This is a genomic window from Streptomyces sp. NPDC059037, from assembly GCF_042740015.1.
Classification (GTDB): Bacteria; Actinomycetota; Actinomycetes; order Streptomycetales; family Streptomycetaceae; genus Streptomyces.
On record NZ_JBHYIG010000321.1, the window covers coordinates 1 to 10,595 of the forward strand.

10 protein-coding genes and 1 pseudogene are annotated in these 10,595 nt (G+C 71.2%); 5 read left to right on the plus strand and 6 right to left on the minus strand.

Annotated elements, in window-relative coordinates:
- The 3 genes and pseudogenes from ACFWY6_RS39620 to ACFWY6_RS39630 form a co-directional block, all read right to left on the minus strand.
- Positions 1-193 (minus strand): annotated as a pseudogene (locus ACFWY6_RS39620) (hypothetical protein); the annotation flags it as partial.
- A 259-nt stretch (positions 194-452) separates the two neighbouring features.
- Positions 453-1,688 carry an RNA polymerase sigma factor gene (locus tag ACFWY6_RS39625; protein WP_384700997.1) on the minus strand — a complete coding sequence of 412 codons (1,236 nt, stop codon included), beginning with the start codon at positions 1,686-1,688 and terminating at the stop codon, positions 453-455.
- Complete coding sequence (locus ACFWY6_RS39630) at positions 1,682-2,101, minus strand: YciI family protein (protein WP_384700999.1); 420 nt, start codon at positions 2,099-2,101, stop codon at positions 1,682-1,684. The genes ACFWY6_RS39625 and ACFWY6_RS39630 overlap by 7 nt, the downstream gene beginning before the upstream one ends.
- A 156-nt stretch (positions 2,102-2,257) precedes the next feature.
- On the opposite strand from ACFWY6_RS39630, the gene ACFWY6_RS39635 reads away from it, so the two are divergent.
- Positions 2,258-3,097 (plus strand): isocitrate lyase/phosphoenolpyruvate mutase family protein, encoded by an 840-nt coding sequence (locus ACFWY6_RS39635; protein ID WP_384701002.1) that lies wholly within the window; start codon positions 2,258-2,260, stop codon positions 3,095-3,097.
- 46 nt (positions 3,098-3,143) lie between these two features.
- On the opposite strand, the gene lpdA is transcribed toward ACFWY6_RS39635, so the two are convergent.
- Positions 3,144-4,547 carry a dihydrolipoyl dehydrogenase gene (gene lpdA, locus ACFWY6_RS39640; protein ID WP_384701005.1) on the minus strand — a complete coding sequence of 468 codons (1,404 nt, stop codon included), beginning with the start codon at positions 4,545-4,547 and terminating at the stop codon, positions 3,144-3,146.
- A 311-nt stretch (positions 4,548-4,858) separates the two neighbouring features.
- On the opposite strand from lpdA, the gene ACFWY6_RS39645 reads away from it, so the two are divergent.
- Entirely contained in the window at positions 4,859-5,683 is an 825-nt protein-coding gene (locus ACFWY6_RS39645; protein WP_384701008.1) for an SAM-dependent methyltransferase, read from the plus strand.
- A 177-nt stretch (positions 5,684-5,860) separates the two neighbouring features.
- A complete protein-coding gene (locus tag ACFWY6_RS39650) occupies positions 5,861-6,787 on the plus strand; it encodes a TauD/TfdA dioxygenase family protein (protein ID WP_384701011.1) in 927 nt (308 codons plus the stop codon).
- 10 nt (positions 6,788-6,797) lie between these two features.
- Here the strand turns inward: ACFWY6_RS39650 and ACFWY6_RS39655 are convergent, their stop codons facing one another.
- Complete coding sequence (locus tag ACFWY6_RS39655; RefSeq protein ID WP_384701014.1) at positions 6,798-7,319, minus strand: GNAT family N-acetyltransferase; 522 nt, start codon at positions 7,317-7,319, stop codon at positions 6,798-6,800.
- Positions 7,320-7,575: 256 nt separating this feature from the next.
- Here ACFWY6_RS39655 and ACFWY6_RS39660 point away from each other — a divergent pair, with 256 nt between their 5' ends.
- Together ACFWY6_RS39660 and ACFWY6_RS39665 are read left to right on the plus strand one after the other, a co-directional pair.
- Positions 7,576-8,373, plus strand: a complete 798-nt coding sequence (locus tag ACFWY6_RS39660; protein ID WP_384701016.1) for an acyl-CoA thioesterase — start codon at positions 7,576-7,578, stop codon at positions 8,371-8,373.
- A gap of 4 nt (positions 8,374-8,377) precedes the next feature.
- On the plus strand, positions 8,378-8,893 hold the full coding sequence (locus ACFWY6_RS39665; RefSeq protein ID WP_384701018.1) for a hypothetical protein: 516 nt from the start codon (positions 8,378-8,380) through the stop codon (positions 8,891-8,893).
- A gap of 6 nt (positions 8,894-8,899) precedes the next feature.
- On the opposite strand, the gene ACFWY6_RS39670 is transcribed toward ACFWY6_RS39665, so the two are convergent.
- On the minus strand, positions 8,900-10,363 hold the full coding sequence (locus ACFWY6_RS39670; RefSeq protein ID WP_384701021.1) for a DUF6351 family protein: 1,464 nt from the start codon (positions 10,361-10,363) through the stop codon (positions 8,900-8,902).
- Positions 10,364-10,595: the final 232 nt, after the last annotated feature.

Consider the following 10,595-nt stretch of genomic DNA (forward strand, 5'->3'; position numbering starts at 1 on the left):
GCCGCAGGGTCCCGCAGTCCGCTTCGGCGTCCTGGGGGCACGGCTTCCAGCCGATGGAGTCCGGCGTCGTCGGGCCGCGTCCGGGCGGATCGGCGTCCGCCGCCCCTGCGCCCGGCGTCGCCGCCCCGGCGAGTACGCCGGCGGCGAGCACGGCGGTGAGCGCTGCGGTGAGCGTTCGTAAGTACGGTCGCATCAAGTCCCCTCTCACGAACCGGATCACGGGATGGCCTGTGATCGACGATGACCGTGAGTCGCCGGAGTCACAACCGCGTGATCCAGGAATCAGGGATGGGCCCGGGGCGTGATCAGGGTTGCTCTCAGGGTGGCGCCTAGGGGGTTGCCCTCAAGTCCCCTGATATATCCCGGACTTGGAGCGGCAACGGCAACGGCAACGGCAACGGCAACGGCAACGGCAACGGCAATGGCAACGTAAGCGCAGTGAGCAGGCTGGCTCAGGGCAGCAGCCGCGCCGCACGTCTCTGCAGATAGTGCCGCTCGGGAATGCTGAGCGTGCGCTGCGCCGCCGACTGGTAGGCGGCGCGGGCGGCTTCGGTCTCGCCCGCCTGTTCAAGGAGATGGGCGCGGACGGCGTCGAGCCGGTGGTGACCCGCCAACCGGTCGTCCAGTTCGGCGACTTCGGCGAGCCCGGCCCGCGGCCCGTGCACCATGGCGACGGCCACGGCCCGGCCCAGTTCGGCCATGGGCTCGGGGGCTCGGCGTACCAGGAGGTCGTACAGGGCGAGGATCTGCGGCCAGTCCGTGTCGTCGGCGCGCGCCGCCTCGTCGTGCAGTGCCGCGATCGCCGCCTGCAGTTGATAGGCGCCCGCCGGGCCCTGGGAGAGCGCCTCCTCGACCAGCGCGGAGCCTTCCTCGATCGCCCGCCGGTCCCAGCGGGAGCGGTCCTGCTCGTCGAGCGGGACGAGTTCGCCGTGCGGTCCGGTGCGGGCAGCGCTGCGGGCCTCGGTGAGCAGCATGAGCGCGAGCAGTCCGGTCACCGCGCCCTCCGCGGGCAGCAGGGTGCGCACGGACCGGGTCAGCCGGATCGCCTCGCGGGCCAGGTCGGCGCGGTGCAGGGCGTTGCCGGAGGTCGCGGTGTAGCCCTCGTTGAAGATGAGGTAGAGCACTTGCAGCACCACCGCGAGCCGCTGATCCCGGTCGTCGGGGCCCGGCTGGCGAAACGGCGCCCCCTTGATCTTCCCCTTGGCTCTGCTGATCCGCTGGGCCATCGTCGCCTCGGGCACCAGATGCGCGCGGGCGATCTCGGCGGTGGTCAGACCGCCGACGGCGCGCAGGGTCAGCGCGACCTGGGCGGCCGGGCTCAAGTCGGGGTGGCAGCAGAGGAAGAGCAGGGTGAGGGTGTCGTCCTCGGACGGCGCACGGCTCTCGCCGGGCGCGGGCGTGCTGAACGCGTCCCGCGGGGCGAGCTGGGCGTCCGCCTCCTCGCGCCGGCGCCGGGCCTCGTCGGCGCGCAGCTGGTCGATGAGCCGCCGCGACGCGACCCGGATCAGCCAGCCGCGCGGGTTGTTCGGCACACCCTCGTCGGGCCACTGCCGTGCCGCGGCGAGCAGCGCCTCCTGCACCGCGTCCTCGGCCTCGGTGAAATGCCCGTAACGGCGTACCAGCGCGCCGAGGACCTGCGGCGCGTGCAGACGCAGCAGGTCCTCGACCTCGGTCGTACGTCTCAACATTCGCCTCCGTCGGCGTCCGGGATGGGACGGATCACCACCGGGTAGTGGGGGGCGCCCTCAGGAACGGGGCACTCCTGGATCCGCTTGGCGATCTCGGTGACCCGGTCCAGGCTCGCGCAGTCGAGGACCCAGTACCCGGCGAGCACTTCCTTCGTCTCGCCGTAGGGGCCGTCCGTGATGACCGGGCGGCCGTCCTTGTCCACGTCGACCAGGCGGGTCTGCGCGGGCTCGGCCAGGCCCTGCGCGTCGACGATCTCACCGGACTCGGCCAGATCGTCGTTGAGCGAGCCCATGAAGGCGAACATCGCCTGCATGTCCTTCTCGCTCCAAGCGGCCGGGCTGTTGGCGGACGGCTTGCCGGTCATCGCCTCGTAGTCGGCCTGTGTGCCCTGCACCATCACCAGATACTTCATGATGTCGCTCCTCGGCTGCTGCGCGGTGTGACCCCCTGTGGGCCACTCTCACAGGAGACGTCGGAGCGGGCGACCGCTTCTCTACATCAGGTCCGGCATCCGTCGCATCCATGCTCCGTCCGGCCGCCGAACGGAGCATGGGGATACGGTCCGGACATGACCTACGCAGACCGAGCCGCCCAGTTCCGCGCCCTGCACCGGGCCGGCCACCCCTTGCTGCTGCCCAACGCCTGGGACCACGCCTCCGCCGCCGCGCTCGCCCACAGCGGCTTCGCGGCGATCGGCACCACCAGCCTCGGTGTGGCGTCCGCCGCAGGGAAGGCGGACGCCACGGGCGACACACGCGAGGAGACCCTGCGTCTGGCCCGCGGCCTGGCCCGGCTGCCCGCGCTGATCACCGTCGACATCGAGGGCGGCTTCGCCGAGCGCCCGGCCGACGTGGCGAAGCTCGCGGCCGAGCTCGCCGCGGCGGGCATCGTCGGCGTGAACATCGAGGACGGCCGCCCGGACGGCACCCTCACCGACACCGCCACCCAATGCGAGCTGATCCGTGCCATCAAGGAGACGGTCCCGGACCTCTTCGTCAACGCGCGCACGGACACGTACTGGCTGAGCGCCGGGGAGGCAGGGGAGACCGAACGCCGGGCCGCCGCCTATCAACAGGTGGGCGCCGACGGCCTGTTCGTCCCCGCCCTCCAGGACGAGAAGACCATCGCAACCCTGGTCACCACCTTCGACCTGCCCCTCAACATCCTCTACGCCCCCGGCCGCCTCACCTACACCCACCTCGCAGACCTGGGAGTCCGCCGAGTGAGCACCGGCTCCCTCCTCTTCCGGGCGTCCCTCCACGCGGCCGTCACCACGGCCCAGGCGGTCGAGCGGGGCGGCGCACTGCCGGAGGGCCTGCCTTCGTACGCGGATGCTGAAGCCCTCTCCGCCGGTTATGACCAGGGGGCTGACCAAGGATTTTCCGGACCGGGTGGCCCCGCCACTTGAGCCGTACGGCTCGTGGCGGGGCGCCCTGTGTGCGTCCGAGGGTGTGTCAGAAGTTGATCATGTGCCCGGCCAGGCCGTGCACGGCCTCCTTGACGGCCTCGCCGAGCGTCGGGTGGGCGTGCACATTGCGGGCGACCTCGTGCACGGTCAGGTCCCACTGCTGGGCCAGCGTGAGCTCGGGAAGCAGCTCCGTGACGTCCGGGCCGATCAGGTGGGCGCCGATGATCTCGCCGTACTGGGCATCGCTGATGACCTTGACGAAGCCGACCGTGTCGCCCAGGCCGTGCGCCTTGCCGTTCGCCATGAACGGGAACTTGGCGACCTTGACGTCGAAGCCCTTCTCCTTGGCCTGCGCCTCCGTCCAGCCGAAGCTGGCGATCTGCGGCTGCGAGTAGGTCGCGCGCGGGATCATCGGGTAGTCGAGCTCCATCGTCTCGGCGCCCGCGATCGTCTCGGCGGCCACCACACCCATGGACTCGGCGGTGTGCGCCAGCATCAGCTTCGCGGTGACGTCACCGATGGCGTAGATGTGCGGCACGTTCGTGCGCCCGCGGCCGTCGATGTCGATGGCGCCGCGCTCGGTCAGCGCCACGCCCGTCGCCTCCAGGCCGTAGCCCGTGACGTTCGGCGCGAAGCCGATGGCCTGCAGGACCTTGTCCGCCTCCAGGATCTCCTGCTTGCCGTCCTTGCCGGTCACCGTGACGCGCACCTGCGGGCCCGACTCGTCGATCGACTCGACGCGGGTCGAGGTCTTCACGTCGATGCCGAGCTTGCGGTACTGCTTGGCGAGCTCCGTCGAGACGTCCACGTCCTCCAGCGGCGCGATGCGGTCGAGGAACTCGACGATCGTGACCTTCACGCCGTAGTTGTGCAGGACGTACGCGAACTCGATGCCGATGGCTCCGGCGCCCGCGATCACGATGGACTGCGGCACGCTGTCGGCGAGGATCTGCTCCTCGTACGTCACCACGCGCTCGGTGCGGCTGGTGCCGGGAAGCAGCTTCGGCGTGGCACCCGTGGCGATGATGCAGTTGTCGAAGCCGATGGTGGCGGTCGTGCCGTCGGACTTGGCCACCTGGAGCGTGTTCGCGTCGAGGAAGGTGCCCCGGCCGTCGAACTCGGTGATCTTGTTCTTCTTCATCAGGAAGTGGACGCCCTTGACGCGGCCGTCCGCGACGGTGCGGCTGCGGTTGAACGCCTCGCCGTAGTCGAAGGACACGTTCCCGTCGACCTTGATGCCGTACGTCTTCTGCTCGTGCGTGAACAGATGGGCCAGCTCGGCGTTGCGCAGCAGCGCCTTGGTCGGGATGCAGCCGACGTTGAGGCAGACACCTCCCCAGTACTTCTCCTCGACGACCGCTACCCGCTTGCCCAGCTGGGCGGCGCGGATGGCGGCCACATAGCCGCCGGGTCCTGCTCCGAGCACGACGACATCGAAGCGGTCTTCCATGGGGAGGTCCTCTCTGGTGGAACGTATCTCGCGTATCCGGTGGAACGAATCTCGCGTATATCCGGTGGAACGTGACTCGCGTACGTCCGATCATGCGCCATCCGGCCGCCTCATGGGCGGGCGGGTGCCCGATGGCGCGCCGCCTCCGTGCGGCCGTCGCCTCAACCGCCGCTGTGGGCGCACCTGTTGGTGATCGGGACCGGGTTCACCTGCCCGCACGGCACGGGATAGTGTCGCCGCGACGGAGCCAAGACCCATATCCCTGTGGCAGAGGTGGAGAGCGCACTGTGGCCGGTGACGAGCAGCCCGAGATGACGTCCATTCCCTTCGACGTGCCCACGTCGGCACGTGCCTACGGCTGGATGCTCGGCGGCAAGGACAACTACGCGATCGACCGCGAGTTCCTGCTGCGCACACTGCCCGACTTCCCCGAGTGCGTCGACATAGCCCGGCAGAACCGCGAGTTCCTCTTCCGTGTGGTGCGCCATCTGACCCAGGAGGGGGTCCGCCAGTTCATCGACATGGGCTGCGGCCTGCCGACCGACGACAACGTCCACCAGGTCGCGCAGCGCTTCGCGCCGGACGCCCGTGTCGTCTACGTGGACATCGACCCGATCGTCCTCGCGCACGCCCACGCGCTGCTCGCCGACGACGCGACCACCACCGTCATCACCGGCGACATGCGTGACCAGGACGCGATCCTCGACCACCCCGACGTGCGGCGCCTGATCGACTTCGACGAGCCGGTCGCCGTGCTGTTCCTCTCGGTGGGGCACCACCTGGCCGACGCCGACGACCCCCGCCGCGTCCTGCACACGATCATCGACCGGGCGGCCCCGGGGAGTTACCTGGGCTTCTCCCAGGTCGTCGCCGACGACCCGGAGCGCGGCGCCGCGATGACCGCGCACATCTCCGGCAGCGGCGTCCCCTGGCAGACCCGCACCCCCGGCGAGGTCGACGTCCTCCTCGACGGCCTCGAAGCGGTCGATCCCGGTCTGGTGAACCTGGTGGACTGGCGCCCCGACGCCGACCAGCCGCCGCTCGCCCCCGTCCACGACGACCTGTCCCCCTACCTGGGCGCCACCGAGCACAACAAGGGCATCTACGAGTACGGGGGTTTGCTCCGCAAGGGGTAGCAGTACAGAATGGCGTGCATGATCCAGCACCTGACCGCCGCCGTGCGGACCTTCGGGGTCCCGTGGCGGCGCGGGTGCGAGCGATCGGGTCGCTAGCTGCCGGAGCGCGTCTCTCTCCGCAGTGCTCGGGGCTCCGCTCCGGGCCACCGACCCGTTTCTCGCCGCAGAAGGATCACCATGACTGTCACCTCTCCCGCGCTCCGCGATGCCCGCGTCCCCGCCGACGGCATGTACGAAGGGCGCCGCACCCTGCGCCGCGTGCCCGAGGGCTGGGAAGAGCGCCCGTACGACCTGATCGACGTCGTCCCGCAGGGCCGCCTCATCGGCGCCGAGATCCGCGGCGTCGACCTGGCGCGGCCCCTCACGCCGGCGCTGCGCGAGGAGCTCAACCGGGCCCTCCTGGAGTGGAAGGTGCTCTTCTTCCGGGGCGCCGCGATCACCTCGGAGCAGCAGCGCGCCTTCGCCCTCAACTGGGGCGACCTGGAGACCAATCCGCTGCTCGCGCGGGGCTCGGCCGATGACGTCGTCCGGTTCGACAAGGGCGGCAGCGCCACACCTACGTACGAGAACGTCTGGCACGCGGACGTCACCTTCCGCGAACGTCCCGCGCTCGGCGCCGTCCTGCAGCTGCGCGAGGTGCCGCCGGTGGGCGGCGACACGATGTGGGCGGACATGGCGGCCGCGTACGACAACCTCCCCGACGACGTGAAGGCGCGCATCGAAGGGGCGCGGGCGGTGCACGACTTCATCCCCGGCTTCGCCCGCTTCTACGGACCCGAGAAGCTGATCCCGCTGCAGGAGCAGTTCCCGCCGGTCACGCACCCGGTGGTGCGCAGGCACCCGGAGACCGGGCGGCGGATGCTCTTCGTGAACACGTCGTTCACCACGCACATCGTGGGCATGGAACGCGAGGAGAGCGACCGGCTGCTCGGGTATCTGGTGCGGCAGGCGCATGTGCCGGAGTACCAGGTGCGGTTCCGCTGGCAGGCCGGCGACATCGCGTTCTGGGACAACCGCGCCACCCAGCACTACGCGGTCGACGACTACGCCCCGCACCGCCGGGTCGCCGAGCGCGTCGCCATCGCGGGCGACCGCCCGTTCTGATCCGTTTCGCTCAAGACCGCATCGTCCGCCGCCACTTGACCTCGCCGTCCTGCCACTCGTCCGTGGGCGTGAGCCCCGCGGCGGTGGCGACGGCGGCCGATGCACGGTGGTCCGGGTGGACATGGGCGATGACGTGCCGCACGTCCGGCTGCCCCGCCAGCCAGTCGACGAGCCCACGGGCCGCCTCCACCGCGATGCCCCGCCCCTGCCACGGAGTCCCGATCACCCAGGCGACCTCCGCGACGAGTCCGGGGCCTTCGGGGACGAGGGTCGCCTGCACCGTCCCGGCCAGCCGGTCCTTGTCGCGCAGCCGGACCACCCAGTTGCACCAGGAGACCGCCGGGTCGGGGGACCCGGCGGTCATCCGCCGGTAGCGGGCGCGCAGCGCGTCGGGACCGTCGGGAGCACCACCGATGAAGGTGTGCAGGGCCGGGTCGGAGAGCACGCCGGCCATCTCGTCGGCGTGCTCGACCGTCAGGGGTACGAGGACGAGGCGGGCGGTGGCGATCTCTTGGGCGTCGATCCGTGTCATGGAAGGACATCCTTCAGCGGGCCGGAGCGGCGCGCGGCAGCGGCCCCCGCAAGGGCGGCAGGACCGGCCCCGGATCCCTGTGATGTGCGTCATGCGGACGTCGCCCGGCCCGCTCGCCGGGGCAGACTGGCAGCTGGATCAAGGGGAACAAGGGGAACAAGGGGAACAAGGGGATCATGGGGATCGAGGAGGAGCCGGTGGACCGAAACGCGCGACGCGCGGTCAGGGCGGCCAACGCGGGCCGGGCAGGTGCCCGTTGACCACTCAGGCGCAGTGCACGCTGTCCGATCTGCTGGTCCTCGACAAGACGGCGGAGGACCGCTTCCAGGCCCCCGTCGTCGTCGAGGAGAGCTTCCCCCTGTACGGCGGGCAGATCGCGGCCCAGGCCCTGCTCGCCGCGGGTCTGACCGTGTCGGGGCGTCAACTCCCGCGCTCGCTGCACGCCGCCTACCTCCTGCCCGGTGACACCACGGCCCCCGTCGACTTCGAGGTGGAGCGGGACCGGGACGGGCTCTCCTTCTCCGCGCGCCGAGTCGTCGCCCGCCAGCACGGCAGGACGGTCTTCACCATGTCGGCCTCCTTCCACGAGCCGTCGGCAGGGCAGGACACCCAACTCGGCGAACACCCGGCCCCCACACCGCCGGAGGAGTCCGAACCCTTCGAGATGGGACGCTTCCCGCTGCTCGAATGGCGGCTTCCGGCGCAGACCCAGCCGTGGGGCCGGGGCAGGCCCACGCGACTGTGGGCGCGCACCAAGGACGCCCTCCCGGAGAACCCGCTCCTGGACGCCTGCGCCCTGACGTACCTCTCCGACGTGTCGACCGGCATCTCCGGCGTCAGCGGCGGCGGCAAGTACGCGGGCATCACCCTCGACCACACGGTCTGGTTCCACCGCCAGGTCAGCTTCGACTCCTGGATCCTCCTCGACATGATCCCGAAAACCGTCGCGCAGGGCCGCGGCTGGTACACCGGCGGCATGTACACCACGGAGGGAACACTGGCGGCGAGCCTGGCCCAGGAGACGCTTTTCCCTCCGGCCGGACCGCAGCGGTGACCGCGTGTTCAACTTCGGCATCGCGGGCTACGAGCCGCGGTGGACCAACAGCCCTCGCGCCGCCGAGGCCGCACACGGCCACCGGCTGCGGGCGCTGACCGGCCGCCCGCTGACCGGTCTCTGGCTGGCCTGGGACGTGCGGGACGACGAGTGGTTCGCCGACTGCCCCGTCCTGCTCGACTTCGGCGGCGAGCAGGTCGAGATCAACCACTGGAAGTTCGACGACCTCTCGATCACCTGGAACACGATCGACCCGCAACAGCCCGTCGACTGGCCGGGCTTCGCCCTGCGCTGGCGCGTCAACGCGCTGCCCCAACCACGGGCCCTCGTGGGCTGCCCCCTCCAGGACGTCGAACTCCTCACATGGTCCCGCGACGACGCGGCCCATGGCTCGATCGAGGTCGGCTTCGTCTTTCCCGAGGGCCGCGTCGCCGTCCACAACGCCCTCGACGAGAACGGCCTGTCCTTCGACCCACCGGACCCGCTGTCCCGACCGGTCACCCGGCGCACGGCGCAGTAACCGGCGTCAAGGCGCGATCCCCACACCGTCGATCCCGCTCCACGCCTTCTCCTGCGCGGCCGTCATCGCCGGCCAGGAGAGGCCGCCGGGGCGGGGCCTGATGCGTGCGGCGTACGGTTCGGGGCGGAAGTCCGGGGTGTAGAAGCATCCGCTGCCGTATCGCTCGTCGAAGGCCGCGCAGGACCTCGCGGTCGAGTGTGGGGTCGGCTTGTTGCCCGTCCGGGCCCAAGTGTCCAGCGCGGAGAGGGACGTGGCGTACTCGGAGTCGCTGAGTGCGCTGTGCTCCGTCTCCGTCGTGAAGGTCTGGACGAGGTGACTCTCCCGGCCCGCGCCACGCAGTGTGGCGCGGTACGCCGCCTCGTGCTCGACGAAAGCCGTCGGGTCGTCGGTCGCGTGCAGGGTGAGGACCGGGATCGGCACCCGGCCCGTGAGGTCGCTGTCGTAGGAGAGGTCACGGCGGGCCGTGGGGTCGGGCGAGAAGCGTTCGACACCGGCGTTGAGGGCCTTGTCGTCGTGTGAACCCGAGTACGTGACGCCTCGGTTGCCGAACGGATTGCGGCCGTCGAGGCGGGTCGCCACGATGTCCCGGAAGGTGAACGTCGCGAAGCGCAGATGCGCTTCGATGGCCCGTTCCGGGATGCGGGTGACGGCCAGGATGTCGTCGAGGTTGCGCTGCTGCAGGGCCGTCCGGTCCGCGGGCGGTGACGCGTAACCGGTGCATTCCTGGAGGCGGGAGCGCAGGCCCGCGGCCGTCATGGTGGAGTCCGCTCGCAGCCCCTGCCACAGCGGGTACTTGGGCTCGCTGGGCCGGGGATGGTTCCGGCAGTAGTACTGGTGGACCACCCGCAGGTCGACGCGGTAGTCGTAGCCGCGCGAACCCCCGCCGAGTACGCCGCTGGTGAGCAGCGCCCCGTCGTACACCCCCGGCCGTGCGCCGTACGTCTCCGCGACCTTGGCGGCGACGTTGCCGCCCCAGGACTGGCCGTGCACGTAAGTACGCCGCGGCGTGCCGAACTCCTTCACGAACAGGCGGCGTACGTTCTCGGTGTCGGCGGCGGCCATCCGCGTGCCGTAGCCGCCGCGACGGTAGGCGGAGCCGGCCCAGGCGTATCCCTCGTCGACCATCACCGCCCACCGCTCCAGGTCGTCGGCGCCGCGGGCGGGGTCGGACGCGTCGCCGAGGTCAGGACCGCCGTGGGCGTGCACGACGAGGGAGCCGTTCCAGTCCGAGGGCACCGCCATCGTGTAGTGCGCCCCGTTGGCGTCCTTCCCGGTGTAGCACCGCGCCGTGTCGAGCAGGCGGGGCGGGCAGGTCGTGGGTGCCGGGTCCGAGGTCCTGGCCTGGGTGTCGGTCGCGGTGCCGAGCGTGCCGAGCAGCACGGCGGCGAGCGCGGCCGCCAGGGCCGCCGGGCGGAGCCGGCGGAACTGGGATCTCCGGGGCAGGGGCGTGGGTGCGTCAGGTGTGCTCATGGGAACGGCTCCCGTGGGTGCTCGGTGCTCGGCTCGGTGCGCGGTGCGTGGTGCTCGGCATGAACTTGCGCTGCGAGCCGGGATGTTAGGAACCGCCGGGGGCGAGGGCCACCGTTTGGATCATTGCGTTCATAGTGTTCGGGCGGGGGGGGGGGGCCCCCCCCCGCCCCCCGCGCCCCGGGCGCGCGCCCCCGCGCCCCCCCCCCCCCGCGCGCCCACCCCCACCCCCACG

Coding starts and splice junctions, on each gene's coding strand:
- ACFWY6_RS39645 (WP_384701008.1), top strand. CDS start 4,859: ATGACGTCCATTCCCTTCGACGTGCCCACGTCGGCACGTGCCTACGGC.
- ACFWY6_RS39655 (WP_384701014.1), bottom strand. CDS start 7,319: ATGACACGGATCGACGCCCAAGAGATCGCCACCGCCCGCCTCGTCCTC.
- ACFWY6_RS39670 (WP_384701021.1), bottom strand. CDS start 10,363: ATGAGCACACCTGACGCACCCACGCCCCTGCCCCGGAGATCCCAGTTC.
- ACFWY6_RS39630 (WP_384700999.1), bottom strand. CDS start 2,101: ATGAAGTATCTGGTGATGGTGCAGGGCACACAGGCCGACTACGAGGCG.
- ACFWY6_RS39635 (WP_384701002.1), top strand. CDS start 2,258: ATGACCTACGCAGACCGAGCCGCCCAGTTCCGCGCCCTGCACCGGGCC.
- lpdA (WP_384701005.1), bottom strand. CDS start 4,547: ATGGAAGACCGCTTCGATGTCGTCGTGCTCGGAGCAGGACCCGGCGGC.
- ACFWY6_RS39625 (WP_384700997.1), bottom strand. CDS start 1,688: ATGTTGAGACGTACGACCGAGGTCGAGGACCTGCTGCGTCTGCACGCG.
- ACFWY6_RS39650 (WP_384701011.1), top strand. CDS start 5,861: ATGACTGTCACCTCTCCCGCGCTCCGCGATGCCCGCGTCCCCGCCGAC.